Origin of the sequence: Rhodopirellula bahusiensis (genome assembly GCF_002727185.1) — a bacterium.
Lineage (GTDB): Bacteria > Planctomycetota > Planctomycetia > Pirellulales > Pirellulaceae > Rhodopirellula > Rhodopirellula bahusiensis.
In genome coordinates this window covers 64514-89881 of record NZ_NIZW01000026.1, presented here as the reverse complement: position 1 = coordinate 89881, position 25368 = coordinate 64514, and the positions used below count along the sequence as shown (strand labels likewise).

Genomic DNA, 25368 nt, shown 5'->3' with positions numbered 1-25368 from the left:
CCGCCTTGCCTGACATATCCCACTCCGTGAAGATGCGAAAGACAAGCAGTTTCCATCGCCGGCAAGCTTCACGCCAGATCAAATCGTTCCGGAGGCACTAGGGATCCACTCAAGTCCGAATCCACACACCACTCATCGCATCGGCGCTGCAACTTGCTCCGGATACAACTTGCTCCGCCTGATCGTGCGATGGTTGCCAATGCGATCCTTGCGAGCCTGGATGGGCTTCGTGACGACGAACCGTCCAAGGTTCGCGATGCTTGGTCCGATGAAATCCGCAGCCGGATCGACGACATCCACAGTGGATGAGTGAAGACGATTCCGTCATCTGAAGCATGGAAACGAATCGGCGGGAAACCCCAGGACCGCCCCTGAGGCACCTGACCGACCACCAAGAGTCCAGCTGCCGGTCGAGATCGCATCGTTCGAAGAGCTGGAATCGTTGATGCCGAGATCGCTTCGCAAGAAGACGAACGAGCCCGATCAACGGTCCACGAGCTACTCGACGAACCACTTGACTTGCAATACGAAGAAGCAGTGTCTGACCGACAGGTTGGGGCCGACGTGTCCATCGACACCGCGACCTCGGAGCACTTCACCTGCCAAGTGATCCGCGACGGCAACAAGATCGTCTACGCATCACTTCCCGCAACAAGTGCCTTCCTCAAGAGCCAAGAATGGACGCGAGCGGAACCGTTCGCGATCTGATTGGATTATTCGGCACGACTTAGAAACGACCGCCACGGAGCAATCCGTCGCGGGCGATTCTGCATTAAAAAAGTTTGGTAAGGCTAGCGGGCAGACTCTCGAGAATCTACTGATTCGCCAACTAATCGCTTTCGCCGCCGTAGTCAGCAACCGACGGCCGACATCAAGGCCGGCACCTAAAACCGAATCTTCCACCATCCCATGATCACGACTGGACGTGATCCAGTCACAGAACGGGATATCCGACCGGTATGTGCCATTCATAGCAGGAGAAACAGGCGGAACGGGACGCGGTGCGGCGATTGACCGCCGAATGAAAGCACTACGCTGCTCGCCATCGCAGTATCGGTGGTCTATCATTTATTGATAGACTTCCGGCCTCAGAGGAAAAACGACGTGTCCCACTACCAGCGTGCTATCGAGATTCAACAGCGACTTGAAGCTGTGCTTGAATTGGTTGCTGCTGAACAGTACTCCACGCCACAAATTGCCTGTGAAATAGATGTGTCGACGGCAACCGTTTCTCGTTGTATTGACGCTCTGAGAAAACAAGGCCACAGCATCGAATCCGTCAAGATCGACGGACAATGGTGTTATCGGCTGCACGGAAGTAGCCAAAAGGGTTCGTCCAAGCTCGCAAAGGCAGGGAAGTCATGAATGCAGAACTACTCAAACGGATCATGCAAGCCATAGCCAATGGTTCACAAGACGATCTCGAACTACTTGCGGCGCGAGTCATTGATCGCGAACGCCAGAGCGGACATAGTCGGCTGGCGAATCAGCTCGAAGGAATCATGAGCAAGTCCCGACCGCCGGTCGATCGCCCGGGAACTGGCGGTAGTTCTGATCGAAATCTTTCCCAACTACCAGTTAGTCGCCGGCACCAAGAGTTGCTAGCGACGTTGGTGCCGCGGGAAGAACTTGAGCACCACATGGTGCTGCCGCCGGATATCGAGAAACGCTTCGCTCGTATCGAACAAGAGTATGCCGCCCGCGAACGCCTCGGAGCTTACGGTCTGAGAAACAGAAAGACGATCCTGCTCTACGGTCCACCTGGATGCGGAAAATCGCTCGGTGCAAAACGTTTAGCTTGGAACACAGGCCTTCCACTGCTGAAGGTCCGTTTCGATGCGCTCCTGTCATCCTATTTCGGCGAGTCCGCCAGCAATCTGCGTGCTGTGTTCGACTCAGCCAAAGAGCAACCTTGCGTCTTGCTTCTCGACGAGTGTGATTTCATCGCGAAGTCGAGGGCAAACACGCACGATATCGGCGAGGCTTCGCGTATCGTCAATTCACTGCTGCAATTGATGGAAGAATACGACGCCCCAGGTTTACTGGTAGCTACAACCAACCTTGAGAACTCCTTGGATGACGCATTGTTTCGTCGTTTTGACGATGTATTTCAGATTCCGCTTCCAGGTGAAGACGAGATCAATGAACTGCTTCGCAGTACGCTGTCAGCAGTCAAGTGTGATGATAAACTTGCTTGGAAGAAAGCGATTAAGGCACTTGTCGGATCGTCAGCTGCTATGGTCGTGAAATCAGCAAGAGATGCGGCCAAAGCAGCCGTTCTGGGCGGCAAGAAGATTGTTGACACCCAATTCCTGATCGCTTCTATCGACGAGAACAAACGAGTCAACGAACAGCGTTAACAGGTTCACGGATGCCGCCACCACCATCGGAAAAGCCATTTGATCATTTGCCGTTGGTGCTGACTGGATCGGGCGACTCTCGCCCGCGAAAGCAGGTGGTGATTGATCCGAATCCGATAACCGAGGGCAACAAGGCAAACCGAAGCGGGCACGCTTCGAGCCTGCGAACATCGACACTGGCTGTCGCTGAGCGTTGGAGGGAGAGTCAAGCCGAGCGGCTCGCGACGGGATTGCCATCGCTTGAACCCGGCATCCCACTCTTGCTGCGGATTGACACAGCGGTCGACCTCGACGTACTTCGGCGCCAGTTCAGTTTTGAAATTGTCTCTGAACACGATGACGGCTTCGTCATTGTCGTTTCCAAAGACTTGGATCTGAAGTTGATCCAACAGAAACTCGATGATTTCGAGCGCGAGGTTTTTGGATCGGGAAGCATCGCCCAGATTCACGAACTCGTCGACGATGAGTCACAAGAAGAGCGCCTACAGCGCATCTTGACCGATCAGTTGCTAAGAGAGTGGCCCACGATCGCGGATGACGCCGAGTACGTCGTTGACGTCAGTATCGCCTGCACCGGTGATTGGCAGATTCGCAATCGACCTAAACGAAATCCACGATGGAAGCCGGAGACGTGGGCAAGAAAGGAAAACGAGTGGTCAAACGATCGACTGGCCGCGTATGAGCGATGGGACGAACTCAAGGACAAGCGGCTAGACGATGTCGACACGATGCTTGCTCCGTACAACGTTCAAGTTCTCAACAATTGGGACAATTCCGATACGAAGTCCGTTCAGTTGCCCGACAGCTTCACGCTTAGAATCCGAACGAGCGGAAAGGGACTCCGCGACTTCGTCCTCAACTACGCGTACGTTTGGGAAGTTACCGAGCCGGATGAGATTGAGACACCGCAGCAAGTCGCACGCGACCTTGCCGACCTGTCGGCTGGTCTGACGGTTCAAGTTCCACCGACCGATGCCCCCGTTGTTTGCGTGATCGACAGCGGCATTCAAGAATCTCATTTGTATCTTGAGCCCGCCATTCGAGATGCCGAATCGAGGTGCTTTCTCGACGGTGCGTCCCCAACGGATGTGACGGACTACGTCAAACCGAGTGGACATGGCACACGCGTCGCCGGCGTCGTTCTGTATGGTGAGAACGTTCCAAAATCCGGCGTGGTCGAATTAGATTGTTGGATTCAAAACGCTCGCGTTCTTGATGCACACTGCAAGATGCCGCTCACGATGCTACCGGCCGCCGTGATCCGCGATGCTATTTCGCATTTCAATCGCGGCAACACTCCAACGCGAATCTTCAATCACTCCATCAACTCTACCGTCGCCTCTCGAACACGGCACATGTCGTCTTGGGCAGCAGAGATTGATCAACTTTGCCACGATCGTGACATCTTGGTCCTGCAAAGCGTAGGCAACATTCGTCATTCCAATCCCGTACCCAACCCTGGTGTCGCCGAGCAATTGGCAGCGGAAAAGACTTACCCTGACTATCTTTCCGAACCCGCAGCAAGGATTGCAAACCCGGCACAGAGCCTGCAGGCGTTGACGGTCGGATCGGTTGCCTACGATACCGTCAGCGCTGGCGGATGGCAAAGTCTTGCCCAGCAAGACGGCGAACCCTCCGCATTCAGTCGTAGTGGTCATGGAATCTGGGACACCATCAAGCCAGAAGTCGTTGAATACGGTGGCGACTATATGATCGACGGCTCAACACCGCCAAGCGTGACCTATCCCGCTGCATGCGCGTCAGCGTATCCAATTCTGATCGGGTCAACGCTACACGGCCAACCTGCTGTTACCCAAGACGATGTGGGCACGTCCTATTCCGCGCCAAAGGTCGCCCGTATTGCGGCTCGTTTGGCCACTGTGATGCAAACCAATTCGTGCTTGCTCTATCGTGCCCTCATCATCCAATCGGCACAGTGGCCGGCGTGGGCCGAACCGCTCCCGATGAATGAGCAGATCAACGTGCTACGTCGCCTGGGTTACGGAATTCCGGACATGTCCCGAGCAACCGAAAACACCGAACATCGTGCAACGTTCACGACATCGAACGACCAGGTTCTTGGCACGAAGCAATGCCACGTCTTCCAAATCCCCATTCCACCAGAGCTGCGAACACCCGGTGGCGAGTATGACATCCGAATTGACGTGACGCTTTCGTACTCCGCCACTCCACGCCGAACACGTCGATCGGCGCGGGGCTATCTGGCGGTTTGGCTCGATTGGATTGCCAGCCAACGAGGTGAGTCTGCTGGAGCATTTTTGAATCGGGCACTGGCGACAGAAGACGATCCGGACGGCGACCGCAATGGTGAACTGCCGTGGACACTGCACCCAATGACTCAACATGGTCTATCCGGCGTGCGACGCAACCGCGGTACAGTTCAAAAAGACTGGGCAGTCGTCAAGTCAAATGCCCTCCCCGAAGATCTCAGTATCGCCGTTCGCGGCCATCAGGGCTGGAGTCATGATCCCGACGAGACCGCGACGTACGCAATCGCCGTTACATTCGAGATCGTGGGCCAAGAGATCCCCATTTACGATCCGCTCCGCACCGCGGTCCTCGACTTGAAGTCGATCGTGGATGTGGAGAGCGAGGCGGAATTGGAGTTAGACGTTGATTCGTGAAAAATGCTCTCCTCGGATGAGCTTGACAGCAAGGGAAGTTACCTTTGCCACTCGTGCTCGCCAACGCTTCGCGGTGCTTCTTGACGAACTGAACCGAGTGAACGAATATGCCGCCGCTGCCGCATTCCGGGTCGAACACCTTGCCGCCGTGCGGTTGGATGATTTCGACCATCACCCGTACGACGCTCTTGGCGTGAAGAACTCCCCACCGCCCTGGCCCTCGGCCGACGCAAAGTTGCCCAGAAAATATTCGTAGATCTGACCAAAGACGTCGCCCTCGGCATCGGCGGAAATATCAGCAAACGTTTTCAGCAATGACTTCAACAGCGACGACGAATTGTCCGGCATCAGCTCGAAGTAGTCGTCCTGAATGCATTGTTGCATATCACTGCACGAATCTCTTCGCGAGCGGCTCGAAGACATTTTCCGGGAGCACCCGATTTTGACCAACTCAAAACTGGCCCGTGTAAACCGAGACCAACATGTCAAACAGAGACTCAGAGAGTTCTTGGGGGTGTCTCTGGGGTGTGGGACGAACCAGGGTGATTGGACTCGGCAGCCCGGAGTCTATCCGCGAAAGTGAGAACTTTGGTCTTGGACGCCGCGGTGGCGAAAGACCGCGAAAAAGGGGGCGGAAACGAGAAACGCCCGCGGGTCATGCTGGACCGACGGGCGTTAACTGGTTCGCGAGAGTTTTCGCTTTTTTAAATTCAGCTCCCCCGACAGGACTCGAACCTGTGACAAGGCGGTTAACAGCCGCCTGCTCTACCAACTGAGCTACAGGGGATCACGAGCCGATTCCGACTCGTCGTGGGGCGAATGTTAGCTACTGATCGGCGGCGATTCAAGGCGGGTTTTCTCTGGATTTTCATTCCGAAGGGATTCGTTTTGACGCCGCCTGCCTATCTGGACCCGCAAAACTGCTAACGTGGACAAACGTTCGCTCCCGAACTTGCCCTCCCAACGGTTCGCTCCCGCTTCCCACGGCTCGGCCATGCGTCCTGACGCTCCATCCAACCCAGATCACTCACGTGGCTCCAGCACCTCCTCGGACGCTGAAAAACGGGCTTGCAGGCGGTGGCGGCGGCTTGAGTATCTGATGCCGGATCTGGCTCGGCAAATGACGCCGGCGTCCTTCCACTCTCTCTGCCGCGATCTCGGTTTGCCCGCCCAACCAGTTCTGGCACCGGTCTCCAGTCGGCTGGGACACAGCCCGGTCCGACATCGTGAAATGGCCCGGCAACTGGCCGCTTCGATGCTGGACGCTCGCGAGCGACATATGCACGTGATAACCGTCGAGAAGTCGGCAGCGGATTCCTGGGTCACTCAAGCCGCCAAAACGTTCGACGTGCCGCTGGTTCGCTGGACCGCTCGGCAGTTGTCCTCTCCAGCAACGTCCTCTTCTTGCAAACCGCGATTCACCATCGATCGAGATAAGTGGGTCGTCGCGGTCGCCGACCGCATCGATGTGTTGCACTCTCGCCGTGGCGGAAAGATCGAACAAGCGGTTCTGCGACGCTTAGAAGTCGATCCGTTTGGAGTGCGGGTTGGCATGGATGATCCCAAGGCAGCCGAAAGGTTGTTGGAAGCCGGAGCGTTGGGAAGGTTCCTGCCACGGTCATGTCATGCGACCTTGGACCATCAGGCAGAACGAATCCAACCCAGTGCCGCCGATAAGTCGCATGAGTCAAACGCACTGGAACAAGACGAATGGCTGGTTCACTGCACACGTCGTTGCGATGGGCCTTGGCCGGGCCAGTCGTGGCCTCAGTACTACGACGAGATGCTGTTGGGGTCCGACGAAGCGGCTTCGCGAGAAACGTTGGATTCGCTGCGACGGATCGTGCGGATGCGTCGTTTGATTGCGGGAGCGACGACGTCCAAGAATGATCACCGCGTGGTTTGCTTGTCAGCCGTGCCGCTGGAGGAACTGCTTCACAGACGAACGTTTCGGTCGCATCTTTCGCGGTGGGATTACGAACCGTTTGGAATCGCGATTCGGCGATCGGCCGCGACTGCCATCGGATTGCAGCCGGTCGTCTATGGTCCGGCTTCCGTTCGAGATGACTTGCCCGCCGACGAACGCTATCTCTATCAAGCCGAAGGTCGCGACCAGGACTGGACCGCGGAAAAAGAATGGCGGTCACTTGGCGATGTTGACTTGGATTCGCTCGATGCCAACGACGTTTGTCTGTTCGTGCCCAACGGGGCGGACGCACAAGTCATTGCCGAGGTGAACCATCGAGGCTGGCAGGTTTGCCATGTTGGGTCATGGCTTCAACCTTCCGCTCAGTAGGCCAACGTGGGTTGTTGCCCGTTGACGGTTCGCGTGCGGTAGATCTGGCGAGCCGGCGAGTTGCGACGGTTCTGGGCGGTGCGAGCCGCCACGGTCGAGGTTTGCCCGTGACCGCTGTCGCTGATGATCGTTTCGCCTTCGCGAAGGATCACACCCTCGGACGAATGACCATACGATCCTCCGGAGCAAGAGTCACAGCCACCGGAGCACGAATCACATCCAGTCGAACACGAGTCGCATCCGCCACAGCCATCACAGCCACCCAGGTCGGCGGCGGGGAACAGTGGTCGGCCGCCAGCACAGGTGTCACAGGCGGTTCCGCAACCGTCGCGTTTGTATCCCCAAATGCTCTTGATGCCGGTGAAGACGGCTCGGCACTTGCCGCAAGATTGGCCGTTGTAGTTGCCGCACGAGTCACACGGGTCGTAGCAATCGGCGGGTTCGTTGATCCACGGGTCGATGTACAGTTCGCCGCATCCGTCGCAGGAATCACCGCAGACGCCGCTGTCGCAACCGACTCCAGGACCACAGGGGCCGCATGCGTTCCACATGGGACCGACACATCCGGTCGACATCAGCAAACAGACCAGCGTCAACACGACAGCATAGGAGGATTTCATCGGGACGATCCGTGTCTCGAACAGGTGGGAGGACAAATGAACGACGCATTCGACTTGAATGAATCGCCTTGTTTCGTCATCGGCACCTTAGCCGGCAAACTCCACCCAAATTGAATGTGAGCGAGGGAAGAATTGAGAAGTGGCTGGAAAAAGGGTCAAGTTGGCGGGAGTTGCCTTGCTGACGCGGCGGGTTATGACGTGATGGAGAACGACGATAGCGGGTCGTTGAATTGATTAGCCGATGGCCGTTAGGCCCGGTTCTCGTCAAGCGAATCCTGATGAAGGCGATCCCGACAGGCTCACGTTCGGCCTTGCTGACGCGGCGGGTTGGGACGAGATAGCGAACGACGATAGCGGGTCACTGAATTGATTAGCCGATGGCCGTTAGGCCCGGTTCTTGTCCAGCGAATCCTGATGAAGGCGATCTCGACAGGCTCAGGTTCGGCCTTGCTGACGCGGCGGGTTGGGATTTTGGTGCGGTCCGAATTCTTGGCGAATCCGGCTACGGATGAAGGAGGCGTCAGTTTCTGCGTCGGGGATCGCGTGGTGACGGCGGAACAACGGGGCATGGATGGAAGCGGGGCTCGACGGAACATTTGAGACAAATGTTCTACTCTGGTCGCGCGGTGAAGACGCCTTGCTGACGCGGCGGGTTATGACGAGATGACGATAGCGGGCCGTTGAATTGATTAGCCGATGGCCGTTAGGCCCGGTTCTCGTCAAGCGAATCCTGCTGACGGCGATCCCGACAGGCTCACGCTCGGCCTTGCTGACGCGGCGGGTTGGGATTTTGGTGCGGTCCGAATTCTTGGCGAATCCGGCTACGTTGGTGTGCGGTCCGAATTCTTGGCGAATCCGGCTACGTTGGTGTAGTCGTATGGGCGGGGGCGGGGCTCAGCCTGGTGGCCAGGTCATTTTGCGGCCGCCGAGCAGGTGAAAGTGGACGTGCGGGACTTCTTGTCCGCCGTCGGAGCCCGTGTTGACGACCAACCGATATCCGTCGCCCAATCCTTCGTCTGCAGCGACTTTGGATGCGACGACGACGCAGCGGCCCATGGCCTCCTGGTCCTCGTCCGTCAAATCCGCGAGCGACACGATCTCGCGTTTGGGAATGACCAAGATGTGCGTGGGAGCTTTGGGAGCGATGTCACGAAACGCCAGACACAGGTCGTCTTCGTAGACGATGTCAGCCGGAATTTCTTTGGCGATGATTTTCGAGAAGATGGATGGCATGTTGCGATACAAACAGAGGTCGCGGGCGCGTCAAATTGATGCCCAACAAAAGGCGTGGAGTGAATTTAGGTTATCTTCGCTGTGTTCGAAATCCTAGATGTTCGAGGTCGAAGAGTTGCCCGATGAGCGAAACCCGACGTCAACGTTTGCAAGCCATTCTTTACCCGTTGGCCTATCACTCTCAGTTTCGCCAAAGCGAACTCACTGAATTGGTGGAAGAAACCCAAGCGGGCTTTGTCACACGAACCATCAACGCAGTGGTGCGAGCCGGTGTGCTCGAGCGAGTTCATTCCGACGATGAACTTCACTACACATGGGCCTCCACGGACCCAATCCAATTGATTGACCGATGGATCCAAGATCAGATCCATGGTGATCAAGTCAAAGAGCGACCGGAAGAAGAACGACCGCGAGAACGTTTGTTGCGTGATGGTGCGGCGTCGCTCTCCAACGCCGACCTGTTGGCGATCCTGATTCGCGTCGGCGTGGTCGGTGAATCGGCCACGACGGGAGGCACAAAGCTGGCCAATCACTTCGATGAGGAACTGGACGCGATTCGCGAACAAAGCGTTTCGGAATTGCGACACATCACCAAAGCGGTGACGAAAGCCAGTTACTGCCAAATCATGGCCGGGATCGAACTGGGCCGGCGAGCAACCGAAGCGGCTCGCGAACGTCCGGTGCAAATCGTCAAAATCACGAGCACCACGGAAGCGACCGAGTACTGCGCGCAGAAGTTCGCTTACTTGGCTGGCGATGCGGTGCAGGAAGAGTTCCACATCGTGACGCTGGACACCAAGCACAAACCGATTCGCACGCATCGCATCACCGTGGGAACGCTGGACAGTTCGCTGGTGCATCCTCGCGAAGTGTTCCGGCCGGCGATCCGAGACGCGGCCGCGGCGGTGTTGCTGGTCCACAACCATCCGTCGGGTGACCCAACGCCCAGCCGCGAAGATCATGCGGTGACGGAGCGATTGACGGAGGCCGGCAAGCTGATCGGCATCTCAGTGCTGGACCATATTGTTGTGGCAAAGGAACGATGCCTGAGCTTGCGGGAGTGCTGATGGTCGCGGGGCTCTGCGCGCGGCCCTGCTAACGCGGCGGGTTGCGAAGGCGATGAAGGTACGAAGGCGTAGCGGGGATCTGAAATCTGGCGATTCCAGCTACGGGCGACGGAGGATCACGGCACCAATCAGCCGGCGGCCGTTAAGCCCGGTTCTCGTCTAGCGAATCGTTGCGGACGACGACGCTGATAGGTTGCGCGCGGCCTTGCTCACGCGGCGGGTTATGACGCGAACTTGCTTCGATCAAATGAACGAGGCAACTGGCATGACCAGGATCTTGCCGTCGCCGATGCGGCCGGTGCGGGTGACTTCGACAATCTTGTCGAGGACTTCTTCAAGACGCAAGTCATCGACCCAGAGTGTGATCTCGACCTTGGGCACAAACGCCTCGGAGTACTCGGTGTCTTGGTACTGATCGAGGTAGCTTTTTTGGCGGCCGTAGCCTTTGACCTCCATCACACTCAACCCTTCCAGCGGAGCCCGACGAAGGGCTGCGAGAACGTTCTCGGCCAGATGCGGTGAAACGACGGTGACGACTTGTTTCATGATCGCATCCGGCATTCAGAAGGGTATGACACGATAGCTCAGCTCATCATCCGACGGCGGGCAGATGTTTCTTGGCCAACAACTCGGCGATTTGAACGGCGTTGGTTGCGGCACCTTTGCGAAGGTTGTCGCTGACGCACCAGAACGCGATTCCGTTTTCGGAGCTGATGTCTTGGCGGATTCGACCGATAAAGACATCGTCCTTGCCGTCGCAATCACGCGGCATGGGATAGGACTTGGAATCCAAGTCATCCACCACGGTGATTCCATCAGCGGCTTCCCAAAGCTCGCGAGCTTTTGCGGCAGTGATTGGCTCACGGGTTTCGACCAAGATCGATTCGCTGTGTCCGATCGCGACAGGCACACGAACAGCGGTCGGGCAAACTTGGATGGAATCGTCGCCCAAAATCTTTTGAGTCTCGTGCACCATCTTCATCTCTTCGCTGGTGTAGCCGAGATGCTTTTCCGATCCGATCTGCGGGATCAGGTTGAATCCGATTGGGTGCTGAAACGTTTCCGGCGAATGGGCTTGCCCGTCGAGGCTGGCTCGCGTGCTGGATTCGAGCTCGACGTTGCCAGCCAAGCCAGCTCCGCTGGTCGCTTGGTAGGTGCTGACGATGACCCGGCGGATGCCAACGGCTTTGTGCAGCGGAGCGAGTGCAACGACCATCTGAGTCGTGCTGCAGTTGGGGCTGGCGATGACGCCTTGGTGACCATCGACCGCTTCGGGGTTCACTTCGGGAACGATCAACGGGACGGTTGGGTCCATCCGCCAATACGCACTCTCGTCGACCACAATCGCGCCGGCTTTGACCGCCCAAGGCGTGAACTCAGCGGAGACCTCATCGGGTGTGCTGGCGATGACCAGATCGACTCCTTCAAAGGCCGACGGTTCCATCAGCTCGACGGTCAGCATTTCGTCGCCGTAACGAACTTGGGTGCCGGCGCTGCGAGCCGAGGCGAGCAAACGCAGTTTCCGCATGGGGAACTTGCGAGCGTGGAGCTGGTCCAGAACGATTCGGCCAACGGCACCAGTGGCACCGACGAGTGCAACGCAATCAAACATGAGTGGTCAGGAGACGGAGAAACAAAGTGGGGAGGGAAACGAGTCTTCAGCCGCCAGCGATTCATCACGTCCCGAAACGCGTTCGATTCGCGATCGGGCGGAACGTGAGTTCCCGGCAGCGGTTTTCGTGCCACCAGTTTGGTCTTTCCAGACGCAAACGCAACGGGAAACAGCACCCGGCAAGTTGAAAAAGCTGGTGAGCTAAAAAAGCCCGAGTCGCCCCGGAGACACCCGCACCCGCTTTCAGGTTCGCGGCCGATCGTTTCCTTGGACGAAGAACACCCCTCGACGGGCGTCAAAATCCGTACGACGGGCTTCCTAGCCCGTCGAAGACGCCAGCACGACGGACTTGGAAGTCCATCGTACGGGTTCTGTTCGTCCTAGCGGCGAGCCATTCGGCGTGCGATCGCTTCGCGGGACAGAGGCATGATCTTGGCAGCTCCGCCGGTGTTGTAGAGCAAATCGTCGCGGCTGGGTTTGGATTCCGCGTCGTCGTACTGAACCAAGAACGCACCGACTTGGACGCCCGCTTCGTGATAGACGGGTGGCCAGAATTCTTCGCCGCGGATTGCCAGCGTCTTGGCCAACAAGCGAGTGGCTCGGCCTGAGAAACCGCTGAGCACCATGTCCAGGCGACCGAGGGCTTCGTGGAACAGGTAGAACACCAATGCGGTGTCTTTGCCTTGTCCGCCAGCGTACTCCCAAGTGCCGTCGTCTTTTTCGTAGTAGAAGCCAGGTTCCGGTGCGTCCATGTTCTTGCTCAGACGCATCCCAGCCGAAGCGGCACCCGGTTTCGGATCGCTGTCACGATAGCGAAGGAAGAACGGGCAACTGCGAGCCGACACATCGTCGACGTCGTCTTCGGTCACAAACGGAGTGCATCCGAACGCGTCGGAGAACAACAGCTCGACGGCTGGGTTGCTCTTCACGCTGCCGATGCAAACCATTCCGCGGTCGCCTTGGGCTTCGGTGAATCCTTCGAAGACTTCCGTCGCACGAGCTCGAGCGTCTTCCAACGTGACTTGGCCGGGGCTCCACACCAACGATTGCTGAATGCGATCGGGCATCGGCACCGATGTCGTTGCGTTGGACTCGGGGCCTTCGCCGATGTGTTTGGCCACACCGCCCAAGGTCGAGATGCCGTTGAGCAATTCGCCAACCAACACCGAGTCGCTGGCAACGACCATGGCGTTTTCGGGTGAGTTGTTGCCTTCGCCTTGTCGAACACCGACGACGATTTCGATGTCGCTTCGGCGAGCCAACTGCTCCCAGAAGTTTTCTGCGTTGACAGCGAACAAGGCACCGGGCAATTGATCCGCCGTTGCGTGCCCTTGATCGATCAGGTAATCGCACAAACGCGACAGGGCATCCAACGGGATGTACTTGGCTTCGTTTTTGAGCAGCGAAGCAACCTGGTGTCGATCCAATCCGGTGTGTTCGACGATCGCTTTGATCGTACCGGGGCGTTTGCGCCGATCAGGGGTGTGCCCAAGCAGTTCTGCGAGCCGAAAAGCGTATCTCATGGCCGATTTGGAATAGGTGGAAAAGGTTGAGGTTGAAATTCGTGCCGCGTCAGACTGAAAACGGAGTCAATCTCACGAATCGCCGTCTGTATCTTGCCCCAACGCAGCAGGATCGGAAAGTCGACTGAAAACGGCCGACAACAAATCGAAGATCTTCGGCCAGCAAAGTGAGCCGTCGATCCAAGTCGTCAAGAAGTCCCCCAATATGTTCACGGCGGCCGTTCACTGAAAACGTTTCTCCAGCGAAACTGCCAGGTGTACTGAAACAGAAGCCCGAGAAATCGTTGTAAACGGACGAAGCCGCCCCGATTGGAGCGATTCGACTCACCCAATCAAGGCGGATGAACCGAACTTTCTTCGTCCAAATAACATACAGCGCCGGGGCGAACAAATGTTTCTCTTGGCGGGGAAGATGCTTCCAAGGTGATCGGATCGCCGATCAAATAGAATGAGAGTGTTTCGAAAGGCTCCGTTTGGAGTGCCATTGTTCTCGTCGCCATCGGCAGGTTGCGGCGTCTGATTGATTCCATTTTGGATAGACCGCGTGTCCGTCGCTTCGTCCCCCCGCAACCCCGCTTCGCGAAAGCCTTCCACCGGGACCGAAACTCGGTCGTCGGCGGGCTCGGTGAAGCCAGCCTACGACACATTGATTCAGTCCCGAATCGATGCGGCTCGGTCCGCGCTGTGGCGAGCTGAACTGACACGGCAAATCCTCCGAGGCGTTCTGGTGGGCATGGCCGCGATGCTGGCCTGGGTTGTGATGGACCAGTGGATTTGGTCGCCGGGAATGATCGGCCGCGTGGTTGTCGCTTCCATCGCAATCCTCGCTGCGGTTGTCTACGTCGTGCGATCCGTTTGGCCAGTGACACGTTCATCGGTTCGTGCTGACTACGCCGCGCGAGCTCTCGAGCGAGATCATCCGGAACTGGGACACGCTCTCTCCAGCTACGTCACGTTGACCGCTCAAAACTCCGCGAGTGACTCGGCCGCCAAAGGTCACCTTTCCAAACGAGTCGTCCAATCCATCGGAGCGACCACGGCTGCGAAACTGCGCTCGATCGATGCGCTGCCCGAGGAAGCCACCGGGTTGCTGCGTTGGTGGATCGCAACGATCGCGTTGATGTCCGTGCTGATGATCTATGCGATCGCATCGCCCAAGAACGCGTTGCAATCGGCCGCGAGATTGATGGCTCCCGCGGCCGACATACGGCCAGCCAATCGAGTCCAAATCACGGACGTTCAACCTGGCGATGCCGAAATTTTGGCCGGACGAACGGTGGAGGTTTCTGCAAACGTCCGTGGCCTGCGAAAAGAAGAATCAGTCGAGTTCCGTTGGTTGAATTCAAGCTCAAAAGAATCTTCCAGCACGTCCGGCACCGATACATCCGACGGACGCACAACCGAGATGCAAGTCGACGAAGCAACCAGCACCGCATCGACACTGGCTTATACAGCGTCGATCAACGTCTCCCATCAAGCCACCGGAGTGCAACGCTACGAGATCGTTGCCGGCGACGCGATCGCCGGACCGTTTGAGTGGACGATCCGCGACACTCCCGTTGTCAGTGTCACCGAGGTTCAATATCAACCACCAGCGTACACCGGAGAAACCTCTCGCGTTCGACGCAGTGGTTCGATCCGAGGCGTCGATGGAACACGAGTGATCTTGCGAGCCCGAGTCAATCGTCCGGTGGCCCGAGCAGTCGTCGAGTTCAACCCCAAACCGATGGGCCAAGACATCCGCGCAACCGCGGGTGCCCGTGAGATGACACTGAGCGACGACGGCACTTCCCTAGAGTTGCCGTTTGATCTTCGCAGCGGTGAAGTCGCCACGCGAGCCGTTGAACTGACCAGCTATCGCATTCGCGTTTGGGACCAAGCCGAACAAACGAATTCCGATCCGATCATCTATCCCATCGAAGTGATTCGCGATCTGCCGCCTGAAATCACCATCGTGGTCCCTCGACGATCGCCCAAGCCCGTTCCGTTGGACGCTCAACAACTGTTTGAGATCCACGCCGCGGACGTGGACTTTGGGTTGTCTGAAATTGAAATCGAAATCCGTCGCGGGATTGATGTGATCGCTCGTGCTTCGTTGTGGAAGAGCGAGTCCGGTGAGAAGGGAAATCAGATTGCTGAGTATCGCTTCCGACCATCGCGGATGATTCTGGCCAATGCCGGACGTCGTGGTTCGCGAGCTTCACGTTTGATGGTTGGAGACGAGGTCGAGGTCGTCGCGATCGCCACCGACAATCGAAGTGATGCCAACAACCCCAACATTCAACCCGGCGTGACGCGAACCGAGCCCGTCCTCTTGCAGATCGTTGCCGGTCGCGATCCCGACGAACAAACCCCGGAAGAACAAGACGACAACGACGGGCAAACCCCGGACGATGGCGGCTCGCCCGAAGGTTCCGGCGACGGTGAAGAAGGCCAGTCAGGAGGCGGCGGTGGCAGCGGCGAGAGCGGGCAATCGGAACAAGGTGGCCAGGGCGGTGAAGGCCAAAGTGGCTCCGGCGAATCCAATTCAGAGCAGACCGGCGAAAACGAAAATGGCGGCGAGGGATCTTCTGATGGAAATTCGTCAGGCGGTGACTCGTCAAGCAATGAATCCGAGCAAAACGACTCGTCCGAATCCAACTCTGACAGCGAGAGCGGCAACTCGACCTCGGACGGAAACGGTAATTCTGAATCCGGTGAATCATCAAACGGAAACCCCGGTGAGGGCTCAACCGATCCTAACGCCATGTCGGAAGGGGCAAACGAATCGAACGGAAGCGAATCAGGAACCGGTGAATCGGGAGCCAGCGGATCGAGCACCGACCAAACGAGTCAACCCAGCGACAACCAACAACCCGGTGAAGGTTCGCCGGCAGGCAATCAAGAGCCCGGTCAGCAAAACTCCAATCAGGAAGGCACTGGCCAGCAAAGTGGTGATGCCGGTGACCAAGGTTCGGCTGGCTCGCCAGAGTCAGGCGGCGACCAAGATGGATCCGGTGGTTCCCGTCAGCCACAATCCGCACCCCAAGATGACGCGGAAGCCTTCGAGCGAATCAACGAGTACCTGAAAGAGCAACAAGAAAACAACGCTGGCCAGCAACCATCTGGTGAACAGCAACCCGGTGACAATCAGGGCGACAATCAAACCCAGAACGGCTCCGACGATTCCAATTCGCCAGAAGGCTCCTCCCAAAACGGGAACTCACCGGAAGAATCTCAAGACGGATCTGGCACCGATTCACAATCGAGTGAAAACGGATCGGGTAAGAAGGAAGCCGGCGAAGGTTCTTCACCACAAGGTTCGCAATCAGAAGGATCTCCATCCGACGATGCGTCTTCCGGTGATGCGGGAGAAAAAACCTCGGAGACGGATGCGAGTCAAACCGGTTCAGAATCATCCGACGCTCAAACGGGAGAAGCGGGACAGCAAGCTGGAGAGCCAGGGCAACCGAACGGAGAACCTGGACAACAAAACGGAGAACCAGGGCAACCACAAGATGACACTTTTCCATCCGAAGATGGCAACGCCGGGGAGGACGGCTCAGCCGAAACCGGTTCGCAAAACGCTGGTGATTCAAATCAATCCGGCGGCGATGGATCGGAACCCAATGGCGATGGCTCGGAACAAGGAACCCCCAACGATCAAACGGGAGATCAAAATTCGTCGAACCAAAATGCGTCGTCCGACGCTTCCCCTGGTGGCTCAGAAAAGGCGGGTTCCAAAGGTGAAGGATCTCAATCGCAATCCGAATCCAATTCGGGCGACACCTCAAACTTCTCCGGCGACTCATCGGCCAACGGAAATTTGAGTGGCGAAGGTGAGTCCGAGGCAGAGCTTCCCAAAGCCGACCCCGCTGACATGGAGTACACCAAACGAGCCACCGACATGGTGCTCGACTACCTCGATGAAAACCGCCAGGACCCCGATCAGAATTTGCTCGACCGTTTGAAATGGACACCCGAAGACTTGCAACGTTTTCGCGAACGTTGGCAGAACGTCAAACCAATCGATCAACCGGGTGCGGCCCCCAACTTGGACCGATCCGACGTCGAGGAGGCTTTGCGAAGTCTCGGTATGCGAGCTCCCAAGACGATGCGTTCCCAATCCGCTCCGGGCGAACAAGACGGCCAGCGAGGGCTGCAAGACAGCGGCAACCGCCGACAAGCTCCCGCCGCCGTCCGAGATGCCTTCGAAGCCTTCCGTCGCGGTTGGGATTCCTCTCGCTAAATTCCATTCTGGGCTGCGGGCCCGGCGAGCGAATGTCGCATACCTAGTTGCGGCAGCTTCGGTGCACCGTCACGATTGGTGGGTTGCTAAACGCCCGCTGCCTTGACCTTGGATGGCACTTTTCGGCCGAAGCCCGCAATTCGAATGGGATAGTCTGCATGCTCGCACGTCTGAAAACGTTCACTCTGCTCGGTATCGAGGCGATGCCCGTTGATGTCGAAGTGGACATTTCTCCGGCCGCGATGCCCAAAACAATCTTGGTCGGTTTGCCAGAAGCGGCGGTCAAAGAATCCACGCACCGCGTCGAACGAGCGATCGTCAACAGTGGTTTCATCCGCCCGCAAGATCGCGTGGTCATCAACCTGGCACCTGGAGACTTACCCAAACAAGCACCTTCGTTCGACTTGCCGGTTGCTTTGGGAGTGTTGGCGGGCAGCGGTCAATTGGTGCTCGATCGGCTGGAAGACTACGCCGTTGTCGGTGAACTGGCACTCGAAGGAATCACCCGCCCGGTTAAAGGTGCCCTGTCGATCGCGATCGAAGCGGCCAAGGACAAATCGCTGAAGGGATTGGTCGTGCCCAGCGAATCAGCCGCCGAAGCCGCGGTCGTTGAAGACCTGGAAGTGATCGCCGTCGACAGCCTGTCCCAGTGCGTTGCCTTCTTCGCCGGTGAGATCGACGTGCCGCCGGTGCCCAGTGGCGTCGAAGAAATCTTTGAGGCCTTCAGTGAATACGAAGTCGACTTCGCTGATGTGCGCGGCCAAGAATCCGCCAAACGAGCGATGACGATCGCCGCGGCCGGTCGTCACAATTTGCTGATGATCGGACCACCTGGCAGCGGGAAAACCATGTTGGCCAAACGCATGCCGACGATCCTGCCTCCGCTAGTACCCGCGGAATCGATCGAGACCACTCGCATTTACAGCGCCGTGGGGCAGCTTCCAGCCAAACAACCATTGTTGGCGCGGCGTCCTTTCCGCAGCCCTCACCACACGATCAGCGACGCGGGCTTGGTTGGTGGAGGCAGCCCGCCGGCACCGGGTGAAATCAGCAAGGCTCACAACGGCATCCTCTTCTTGGACGAGCTACCTGAATTCAATCGCAAGACGCTCGAGGTCATGCGTCAACCACTCGAAGATGGTGTCGTCACCATCTCGCGAGCTCTCCGAAGCACAACCTTCCCCGCGGACTTCATGCTCATCGCGGCAGCGAACCCGTGCCCTTGCGGGTACAGGTCAGATCCACGACGAAGCTGCAATTGCACACCGCCCCAAATCGAACGTTACATGGGCAAGATCTCTGGTCCGCTCTTGGATCGGGTCGACATTCACATCGAGGTTCCCGCGGTACCGTTCGACGAATTGTCGTCTCGCACAGCGTCGAGTGAGACCAGCGAAACGATGCGAGAGTCCGTCATGCGTGCTCGGGACGTGCAAGCCGAACGGTTCGAAGGCAGTCCGATTCGCTACAACGCTCAAATGAGCAGCCGTCAAACGCGGCAGCACTGTGAACTGAGCGCGGCCAGCAAGACGTTGCTCAAAGCCGGGGTGGAATCGCTGGGCCTATCCGCCCGAGCCCACGACAAAATCTTGCGAGTCGCTAGAACGATCGCCGATCTAGCCGGCGAACCAGCGATCAATGAAGAACACCTCGCCGAAGCCATCGGCTACCGAAACCTCGACGCTGATCTTTGGATATAGCGTCGGACCGGTTTGGCGGGTCGTGTGAAAACAGATGTCGCCACTCCGCGGCTGTTGCATTGTCTTTTCCATCATCCAGACCTTGGGTTGAAACCCAAGGCTGACAGGTGTCACCGCTCCGCGGTTCAGCCGCTTGGACACAGATAGCACTGGTCGCGAGATCACCGGCATTTCACCGCTCCATCTTTCGGTTGGGCAACACGTCCGCGCAATAGTCACAGAGTGACGCCAGCCGACCAGCCTTGGGTTTCAACCCAAGGTCCCAAGACACCGCACCAAACCAACCAGTCGCGGAGCGACGACATCCGGGCGATCGATAAAGGGACGTGATCGATAAAGGGACGGGGGTCTATTCCTATTCGGACGTCCGACACTCGACTGATTGTTAACCGCGCGATGCCTCGCAACCTAAGGCTGCTTCCATTCGCAGCCAAAAAAACACCATCAACAGCGAGAGCCTGAACATCAATCACTAGGTCAAGGGTAGCCCCAAAAGACCCCCGTCCCCTTTTCCTTGCCCAAGACACTTGACTGCCCTACAGAAGCAGTGCGCCAGTGGCATCGTGGCCCGAGCAGTACCACTGAAACGGAACAAATTACTGTCTCGGTATTACGCTGTCTCTCAATTGCTCTCCTACCAGCTAGCACTCTTGCTAGTCAAAACCGCGAATAAAAATAGCAATCCGTTTGGCATTCCTGCAAATCTACTCGCCGCAGGCTTGATCGTGGACTCACCATGCAATACAAACAAGGAGTACCCACGACCCCCCTGCTTCCTCGCGTACCAAGTTGCACATTTAGCTAGAAAGATTGAAATGGTAAGAGCCAGTGTAGTTGCGTTTCTGTCCTGTATTTTTTTGGCCAACCAGCCGTTCTGCGTAAATGCAGACGCCGGCTGGTCATTCAGACGAGTTTGCCTCAAACATATGCCCTACAGCCAGACAAGGTGCAGGGTATCACCGGTCTGTAAACCGATCCCTAACTGCTCACCTTGTCCGCCTATTCACTGCATCCCGTGTCCGCCCATCCCATGCCCACCGACCCAACCGGACAACCCACCGATCCAACCAGGCCAACCAAGCAACCCACCGATTCAGCCAAGTAACCCGCCGATCCAGCCGGGAGTACCTATCGATCAAACGGATGACCCTGACGATGCCAACCCGCCAATTCAACAAGCCCTTCCGACGGCGAAATAATGCAGCACAAACGCATATCCTTGGTGCACAAACAAATCACCTAGCGTTTCAGGATCACAGATACGCCGCAACGAGATACCATTCAACAGTTAATAAGTGACTACGCCACGCCGCGTTATAACTAAAGGAAAATGACATGTGTAAAACTATTGTGTGTATATTTTGCCTAGCCGGATGTCTTTTGACACTAGCCAGTCAACAGGCTTTGGGGGCGACAAACCCAAATCTACAAAGCGCGGGAACTGAAATTGGAGCCGAGATTGGAGAATATCTCTCCAGCAACAATACAGGTGCGGCAAAACTACAGATCGGTGTTTTCAGATTTGGAGATGCATCTGGCATTGTGTCAGCTGAAATGGGAATAGCCCCTACTCAGCTGCAAGGTCACATTATGGAATCACTGACTCGACATGTCAAAACAAACAACCTAGCTCATCGATTTGCGGTGCTCGATATCGATGAACTAGACATAACTACTGGTGGATCCGTCGCAGTAAAATATAGCGACCCAGCATTCACCCGAATAAAACTATCAAATAAAGGAATCGGAATCGGGGTCATAGGTACTTTGCAGCGGCGGCCGGACGGGGATTTCGATTGCAAGGTAAAGGTTATAACACCAAATTCCGTCTCAAATGTATTCGAACGCATCGTTTCGAAAGCTGGCGTAGATCCATTCACGCCATCCTGGGACTCCAAAATCTCTGGACGTTTTAGCATCAAGGTGATGGCTAAGCCTATCGGCTCTTCAAACTTTGAGGAACTGACGCTGCGTCGTGCAGCAGATCAATCAGGCGAGTTCAGGAACGTAATCTACATGTTCGTAGATAGAGCGAGGTTTGCTGGCCAGCCATATCAAATTCACCTTCGAAACAATGAATCAAAAAGCTTCGTCCTTCCTAATGCTTTGAGACGGCCAGGACCGAATGACGCAGACCGCACCTTTGGCGTATCACTATACGTAGATGGCGTTTCCGCCATTTTCCAACAGCAAATCGGGTCGACGGATTTCCGTAAAGACATCAGGCATCCGGCCTATGTTTCCAAATTTCTTCTAACGCCATCCACTCGAAAGCTAACCGAAAAAGAAAATGCTGATTCGGCAAGATTCAAAGGGTTTGAATACGAAAATGCGTCTCCACCAGGCCATTCACACTGGAAAGTTAAAGGCTTTCAGAAAGACCAAACAGCAGCTTCATTTGTATTCGGAACCGCAGCCCATTCCGTTGGAGCGGGTTCGAGTCAGAATGTCAACCAGATAGGTTTAATTTCAGCATTCTTCTATGCAGAAGAGCTAGAGTCCGATGTTTCACTGGAGCCTGCGGATATTCTTCCGCCTTCCCAGGTAAGGGCAAGAGAGATCGGAACCATAGCTGGCCCTGATGTACAGTCACAAGTGAGTCGCGGTATCATAAAAAACTTCTATCAATTTCCTGCAGAAGTGTGGCACCTAAAGTATCTCTACGACGACGACTCCACGAACCCAGACCCAGGCCCTCCGATCCAGCAGTAGCTAACCCACACCTGACGTACTGAACGGCTCATCCACGAAAATAAACCTATGCCAAGGATGCCACACGCCTAACTAATTTCGGCGCGTCGTCGAGCAGCAGGAGGCAGTAAGGCATCCCAGAAACTTTCGATCATTGAATGTCGTTCTCGTAAAGGTGGTAGTTCATGCGCGTCACTGGCTAGATAATGCCCGTCAGCGCGTACGGAAGACACGATTTAAAAGCTGTAACAGGTTCCACCCACGCCCGGTTCGCACGCTTAACGGTTTGCCAGTTCAGCCCGGCACGTTTGACGTGTGTGTAGTTGGACGTTGGCAGGGGACGGCACAGGTGCGGACATGGGGCAAGTGTAGAGTCTCACCAGCATGCGACTATAAGCACCTCACTTTAATTCAATATCGTGCGGTGAAATAAGAATGACAGAAACAGACAATTGCGGCACCACTACTGAACCCAAATTTGCTTGGGTCCAATCGATAATATTTTCCGCCATTGCTATTACAATCTTTGTTGCGATTTTAGGTTCTTCGGGGAATTTAGTGGCTGATCGTGTGAGACGCGTTGATTTTGTACCTTGTTGGGATGAACGATCTCAACCAGCATTATCGTCTACTTCTTGGGCTCAACGACGATTGGAAAGTCGTCGATGTTGACCTCGATCTCAACGCGAACCGAGTCATCATCGACTTGGAACATTCCGGCGGCATTCTCTGCTGTCCCGAATGCTCCAAAACTTGCTCGCGAAGCGATACCGCTCCAAAGCGAACCTGGCGGCATCTCGATACCATGCAGTTCACTACCGAGATCCGGGCAGCTGTCCCGCGAAGCAAATGCCTTACATGTGGAGTCAAAACCACCTCAGTTCCTTGGGCTGGCAAGCACTCTCGGTTCACGCTGTTGTTTGAAGCTTTCGGCATTCGTGTCCTGCAGTCTGCTGCCACCGTCTCTCGCGCCGCAGAGCTCCTTGGTCTGAGTTGGGACAGCGTCCACAGTCTGATCGAACGCGCAGTTCACAGAGGGATCGATCGACGATCGCTCGATTCGGTCCACCACGTTGGTATGGACGAAAAGAGTTTGGGCAAGGGGCACGATTACGTCTCTGTAATGACAGACATTGATCATCGGCGTGTGCTCGAGGTCACGGAGGGCCGAACCATTGCCGCGGCGGACGAACTTTGGCAAGCACTCGACGAAAACCAACGAGAGGATGTGGAATCAGTTTCGATGGACATGTGGCAGGCGTTCATGACTAGTGGCGAGAAGAACGCTCCAAATGCAGAGATCGTTCACGACAAATTTCACGTAAGCAAGTATCTCGGCGATGCGGTCGATAAAGTGCGCCGTCAGGAACATCGAGAGCTCAAAGCAGAGGGAGATAATCGCCTGACCGGACTTCGTCAGATGCTTCTTTACAACGAAGAGAACCTGAATGAGGATCAGCAAATCGACCTCCATATTTTGCAAAAGAGTGACCTTCGCACAGGCCGAGCCTGGGCGTTGAAGGAGAACTTCCGGCACTTCTGGGACAGCGACCGCGAGGTGGCCGGCAAGCGGTTCTTTGATGGATGGTACGGATGGGCAATGCGTAGTCGCCTGGAACCGATCAAGAGGGTGGCGAGGATGCTCAAGGCGCACCTTCCGGGGCTCATGAGCTACTTCAGTCACCACGTAACAAACGCTTTGTCGGAGGGATTCAATAGCAAGATCCAGTCGATCAAGTCAGCTGCCCGAGGATTCCGTTCGTTTAAGAACTACCGCTTGAGAATCCTGTTCTATTGCGGCAAGCTCGATCTGAATCCGATCATTCCTAGCCACTAAATTCCCCGAAGAACCCGATTTTAATAACGCCGTCAGTCGTGGCGACATGGGCAGGCATGGAGCCGAAATCAGCAGGTGAATTTGGAGACATATTTGGTGCTGCAAACGCCCTGTTTTCCAGCCTCGCACTCCTCGGTGTCGCAATCGCCATCATCCTACAAAGCCAAGAGTTAGGTTTACAGCGGCAGGAGCTTAGCGACACACGGGACGTCCTGAAGGAGCAACGCAATGAAATGAAACTGCAAATCGCGGCGTTTGGAAAGCAGCAGTTTGAGTGCATGTTCTTCCAGATGGTTTCTCTTCACAATCAAATCGTCAACGATCTAGACACGACGAAGCGCACGCTAGCCGCCGGCTCGTCAATTGTTCGTCAACGTTTTCTTGAGGGAGATAAGGGGACGGGGTCTTTTCCTGGCTGAATCACTGGGCCTGTCCGCCCGAGCCCACGACAAGATCTTGCGTGCGGCCAGAACGATCGCCGATCTGGCCGGGGAACCGGCGATCAACGAAGAACACCTCGCCGAAGCCATTGGCTACCGAAACCTCGACGCCGATCTCTGGGTGTGAAGCTGACTGGTGTAATCTTGTTCTTAACGCTGCCGACTCTGTGTAGGCGTCCATCCTGTCGTATCAATCATCGGCCACAAATTGAGCCGTGCGACTTCGGGTCTCACAACAACTTGATCGATGGGTTGATCTTGCGACGCCGTGGTGGAAGTTGCTTTGGAAGTTCAAGAAGCGGAGCAGGCCGCCTTGCTTTCCGATTCATCTGAAAATGCATCTCTCGCAACTTCGAGTGATTGCGAATCTGTTGCTTCAGACGGTCGCGGTCGGCAGTGCTCTTGGCGGCGGCGTATTCCTGCTGCAAACGCTTCGATTCCGATTCCAACAAACGCTCCATCGGGTTGGGCGGAACTGGCTCGCTCTCCTCGTTGCGGACTCTTCGAGGAGCCGATCTCGGCTGCGGCGCGAAGTTCGGCACACGAAGTATCGGCACCGAATCGGCGGGAGGCTTGTAGTCATACGTGATCTGACAGAGCACGACTAGAAAAAGACAACTCGTTCCAACTGCCATGACAATGCACCTTCCGTGTGATTGGTTTTCTCCGAGTCCAGCTTAGCTGGAAATGGAGCGGTGCTGTATTGCCAGTTCGTGAAGGTATCGAGAAACTTCGGTCCATCCGCCGAGTGGTTCATGAGTCCAACTCAGCAGTCTCCGGATGGAAATCAGGACGCTGCAGCGGTCGGGGTCGCTTTGACAGCAACGTTGTTTTCAACCTGCCAAAGCACACCTGCTTGGCGAATCAATGGAACCAATTGTTTTCGCAACTCGGCGTTTGGCAATTCGCCGTCCAGGACGATCGTCGACTCGTGCACCGAGATCTCCAATCCGCCCGCGTGTGAACCAAGGGCCTCATGTTCCGACAGCATGCTTTCGATGCGTTGCAACGTGCGACTGACCTGACACTCAGACTGGGTCGCTTCCAACAGTTGACTCATAACTTCGGTTCCACGTAGTGGGATGGCTCGGCAAACGAATTGTTCTTCACCCGTTC

General features: G+C 56.2%; 21 protein-coding genes, 1 tRNA gene and 1 pseudogene. 13 read left to right on the top strand and 10 right to left on the bottom strand.

Annotated features, from left to right (window positions below):
- Nucleotides 1-153 precede the first annotated feature (153 nt).
- The 5 genes from CEE69_RS32595 to CEE69_RS25845 all read left to right on the top strand — a co-directional run bounded on the left by CEE69_RS32595 (nucleotide 154) and on the right by CEE69_RS25845 (nucleotide 5005).
- Nucleotides 154-309, top strand: coding sequence for an addiction module protein (locus CEE69_RS32595; protein ID WP_315852545.1), 156 nt, complete (start codon nucleotides 154-156; stop codon nucleotides 307-309).
- Between the two features lie 228 nt (nucleotides 310-537).
- On the top strand, nucleotides 538-708 hold the full coding sequence (locus tag CEE69_RS33365; protein ID WP_233215643.1) for a hypothetical protein: 171 nt from the start codon (nucleotides 538-540) through the stop codon (nucleotides 706-708).
- Nucleotides 709-1056: 348 nt separating this feature from the next.
- The gene (locus tag CEE69_RS33760) at nucleotides 1057-1365 is read left to right on the top strand and encodes an HTH domain-containing protein (RefSeq protein ID WP_390180004.1); all 309 of its coding nucleotides are present in this window, start codon (nucleotides 1057-1059) and stop codon (nucleotides 1363-1365) included.
- Nucleotides 1366-1640: 275 nt separating this feature from the next.
- Nucleotides 1641-2360, top strand: coding sequence for an AAA family ATPase (locus tag CEE69_RS25850; RefSeq protein ID WP_199169950.1), 720 nt, complete (start codon nucleotides 1641-1643; stop codon nucleotides 2358-2360).
- Between the two features lie 11 nt (nucleotides 2361-2371).
- Nucleotides 2372-5005 (top strand): S8 family peptidase, encoded by a 2634-nt coding sequence (locus tag CEE69_RS25845; RefSeq protein ID WP_099263481.1) that lies wholly within the window; start codon nucleotides 2372-2374, stop codon nucleotides 5003-5005.
- A 124-nt stretch (nucleotides 5006-5129) separates the two neighbouring features.
- Here the strand turns inward: CEE69_RS25845 and CEE69_RS32930 are convergent.
- Together CEE69_RS32930 and CEE69_RS25835 are read right to left on the bottom strand one after the other, a co-directional pair.
- Nucleotides 5130-5353: pseudogene (locus CEE69_RS32930) on the bottom strand (N-6 DNA methylase); the annotation flags it as partial.
- Nucleotides 5354-5719: 366 nt separating this feature from the next.
- A tRNA-Asn gene (locus tag CEE69_RS25835) sits at nucleotides 5720-5792 on the bottom strand.
- Nucleotides 5793-6104: 312 nt separating this feature from the next.
- On the opposite strand from CEE69_RS25835, the gene CEE69_RS25830 reads away from it, so the two are divergent.
- The gene (locus CEE69_RS25830; protein WP_233215642.1) at nucleotides 6105-7301 is read left to right on the top strand and encodes a hypothetical protein; all 1197 of its coding nucleotides are present in this window, start codon (nucleotides 6105-6107) and stop codon (nucleotides 7299-7301) included.
- Here CEE69_RS25830 and CEE69_RS25825 read toward each other — a convergent pair.
- Both CEE69_RS25825 and CEE69_RS25815 read right to left on the bottom strand, forming a co-directional pair.
- Nucleotides 7295-7921: a hypothetical protein gene (locus tag CEE69_RS25825; RefSeq protein WP_099263479.1), complete on the bottom strand. Its 627-nt coding sequence runs from the start codon at nucleotides 7919-7921 to the stop codon at nucleotides 7295-7297. The two genes, CEE69_RS25830 and CEE69_RS25825, sit on opposite strands and share 7 nt — an antisense overlap.
- Before the next feature lie 894 nt (nucleotides 7922-8815).
- Nucleotides 8816-9154 (bottom strand): histidine triad nucleotide-binding protein, encoded by a 339-nt coding sequence (locus tag CEE69_RS25815; protein WP_099263477.1) that lies wholly within the window; start codon nucleotides 9152-9154, stop codon nucleotides 8816-8818.
- Between the two features lie 122 nt (nucleotides 9155-9276).
- On the opposite strand from CEE69_RS25815, the gene radC reads away from it, so the two are divergent.
- Nucleotides 9277-10221 (top strand): RadC family protein, encoded by a 945-nt coding sequence (gene radC / locus CEE69_RS25810; RefSeq protein WP_099263476.1) that lies wholly within the window; start codon nucleotides 9277-9279, stop codon nucleotides 10219-10221.
- A 243-nt stretch (nucleotides 10222-10464) separates the two neighbouring features.
- Here the strand turns inward: radC and CEE69_RS25805 are convergent, their stop codons facing one another.
- The 3 genes from CEE69_RS25805 to CEE69_RS25790 all read right to left on the bottom strand — a co-directional run bounded on the left by CEE69_RS25805 (nucleotide 10465) and on the right by CEE69_RS25790 (nucleotide 13356).
- Nucleotides 10465-10782 carry a P-II family nitrogen regulator gene (locus CEE69_RS25805; RefSeq protein ID WP_008654597.1) on the bottom strand — a complete coding sequence of 106 codons (318 nt, stop codon included), beginning with the start codon at nucleotides 10780-10782 and terminating at the stop codon, nucleotides 10465-10467.
- Nucleotides 10783-10813: 31 nt separating this feature from the next.
- Nucleotides 10814-11833 (bottom strand): aspartate-semialdehyde dehydrogenase, encoded by a 1020-nt coding sequence (locus CEE69_RS25800; RefSeq protein WP_099263475.1) that lies wholly within the window; start codon nucleotides 11831-11833, stop codon nucleotides 10814-10816.
- Between the two features lie 380 nt (nucleotides 11834-12213).
- Nucleotides 12214-13356 carry a helix-turn-helix domain-containing protein gene (locus CEE69_RS25790; RefSeq protein WP_008654601.1) on the bottom strand — a complete coding sequence of 381 codons (1143 nt, stop codon included), beginning with the start codon at nucleotides 13354-13356 and terminating at the stop codon, nucleotides 12214-12216.
- 646 nt (nucleotides 13357-14002) lie between these two features.
- Between CEE69_RS25790 and CEE69_RS25780 the strand changes: the two genes are divergently transcribed.
- From CEE69_RS25780 to CEE69_RS25770, 3 genes are all read left to right on the top strand, one after another.
- Complete coding sequence (locus tag CEE69_RS25780) at nucleotides 14003-17584, top strand: midas domain-containing protein (RefSeq protein WP_099263491.1); 3582 nt, start codon at nucleotides 14003-14005, stop codon at nucleotides 17582-17584.
- A 158-nt stretch (nucleotides 17585-17742) separates the two neighbouring features.
- The gene (locus tag CEE69_RS25775; RefSeq protein ID WP_099263473.1) at nucleotides 17743-19284 is read left to right on the top strand and encodes a YifB family Mg chelatase-like AAA ATPase; all 1542 of its coding nucleotides are present in this window, start codon (nucleotides 17743-17745) and stop codon (nucleotides 19282-19284) included.
- A 1335-nt stretch (nucleotides 19285-20619) separates the two neighbouring features.
- Nucleotides 20620-21996, top strand: coding sequence for a hypothetical protein (locus tag CEE69_RS25770; RefSeq protein ID WP_143549337.1), 1377 nt, complete (start codon nucleotides 20620-20622; stop codon nucleotides 21994-21996).
- A 607-nt stretch (nucleotides 21997-22603) separates the two neighbouring features.
- On the opposite strand, the gene CEE69_RS33360 is transcribed toward CEE69_RS25770, so the two are convergent.
- The gene (locus tag CEE69_RS33360; RefSeq protein WP_233215645.1) at nucleotides 22604-22771 is read right to left on the bottom strand and encodes a hypothetical protein; all 168 of its coding nucleotides are present in this window, start codon (nucleotides 22769-22771) and stop codon (nucleotides 22604-22606) included.
- On the opposite strand from CEE69_RS33360, the gene CEE69_RS25765 reads away from it, so the two are divergent.
- From CEE69_RS25765 to CEE69_RS25755, 3 genes are read left to right on the top strand one after another with little or no spacing between them, the layout of a single operon-like run.
- Complete coding sequence (locus CEE69_RS25765; protein ID WP_233215644.1) at nucleotides 22700-23812, top strand: ISL3 family transposase; 1113 nt, start codon at nucleotides 22700-22702, stop codon at nucleotides 23810-23812. The genes CEE69_RS33360 and CEE69_RS25765 overlap by 72 nt on opposite strands.
- Nucleotides 23813-23850: 38 nt before the next feature.
- Nucleotides 23851-24231 (top strand): hypothetical protein, encoded by a 381-nt coding sequence (locus tag CEE69_RS25760; protein WP_099263470.1) that lies wholly within the window; start codon nucleotides 23851-23853, stop codon nucleotides 24229-24231.
- A gap of 37 nt (nucleotides 24232-24268) precedes the next feature.
- Nucleotides 24269-24379, top strand: coding sequence for a magnesium chelatase subunit ChlI family protein (locus tag CEE69_RS25755; RefSeq protein WP_233215641.1), 111 nt, complete (start codon nucleotides 24269-24271; stop codon nucleotides 24377-24379).
- Nucleotides 24380-24482: 103 nt separating this feature from the next.
- On the opposite strand, the gene CEE69_RS25750 is transcribed toward CEE69_RS25755, so the two are convergent.
- A complete protein-coding gene (locus CEE69_RS25750) occupies nucleotides 24483-24887 on the bottom strand; it encodes a hypothetical protein (RefSeq protein WP_143549336.1) in 405 nt (134 codons plus the stop codon).
- Nucleotides 24888-25039: 152 nt separating this feature from the next.
- Nucleotides 25040-25312 (bottom strand): hypothetical protein, encoded by a 273-nt coding sequence (locus CEE69_RS25745; RefSeq protein WP_199169948.1) that lies wholly within the window; start codon nucleotides 25310-25312, stop codon nucleotides 25040-25042.
- Nucleotides 25313-25368 lie beyond the last annotated feature (56 nt).

What these genes read in the sequence shown, in the direction of transcription:
- CEE69_RS25850 (WP_199169950.1), top strand. Translation starts at nt 1,641, where the DNA reads ATGGTGCTGCCGCCGGATATCGAGAAACGCTTCGCTCGTATCGAACAA.
- CEE69_RS25845 (WP_099263481.1), top strand. Translation starts at nt 2,372, where the DNA reads ATGCCGCCACCACCATCGGAAAAGCCATTTGATCATTTGCCGTTGGTG.
- CEE69_RS25830 (WP_233215642.1), top strand. Translation starts at nt 6,105, where the DNA reads ATGCCGGATCTGGCTCGGCAAATGACGCCGGCGTCCTTCCACTCTCTC.
- CEE69_RS25825 (WP_099263479.1), bottom strand. Translation starts at nt 7,921, where the DNA reads ATGAAATCCTCCTATGCTGTCGTGTTGACGCTGGTCTGTTTGCTGATG.
- CEE69_RS25815 (WP_099263477.1), bottom strand. Translation starts at nt 9,154, where the DNA reads ATGCCATCCATCTTCTCGAAAATCATCGCCAAAGAAATTCCGGCTGAC.
- radC (WP_099263476.1), top strand. Translation starts at nt 9,277, where the DNA reads ATGAGCGAAACCCGACGTCAACGTTTGCAAGCCATTCTTTACCCGTTG.
- CEE69_RS25805 (WP_008654597.1), bottom strand. Translation starts at nt 10,782, where the DNA reads ATGCCGGATGCGATCATGAAACAAGTCGTCACCGTCGTTTCACCGCAT.
- CEE69_RS25800 (WP_099263475.1), bottom strand. Translation starts at nt 11,833, where the DNA reads ATGTTTGATTGCGTTGCACTCGTCGGTGCCACTGGTGCCGTTGGCCGA.
- CEE69_RS25790 (WP_008654601.1), bottom strand. Translation starts at nt 13,356, where the DNA reads ATGAGATACGCTTTTCGGCTCGCAGAACTGCTTGGGCACACCCCTGAT.
- CEE69_RS25775 (WP_099263473.1), top strand. Translation starts at nt 17,743, where the DNA reads ATGCTCGCACGTCTGAAAACGTTCACTCTGCTCGGTATCGAGGCGATG.
- CEE69_RS25770 (WP_143549337.1), top strand. Translation starts at nt 20,620, where the DNA reads ATGTGTAAAACTATTGTGTGTATATTTTGCCTAGCCGGATGTCTTTTG.
- CEE69_RS33360 (WP_233215645.1), bottom strand. Translation starts at nt 22,771, where the DNA reads ATGCCGCCAGGTTCGCTTTGGAGCGGTATCGCTTCGCGAGCAAGTTTT.
- CEE69_RS25750 (WP_143549336.1), bottom strand. Translation starts at nt 24,887, where the DNA reads ATGGCAGTTGGAACGAGTTGTCTTTTTCTAGTCGTGCTCTGTCAGATC.
- CEE69_RS25745 (WP_199169948.1), bottom strand. Translation starts at nt 25,312, where the DNA reads ATGAGTCAACTGTTGGAAGCGACCCAGTCTGAGTGTCAGGTCAGTCGC.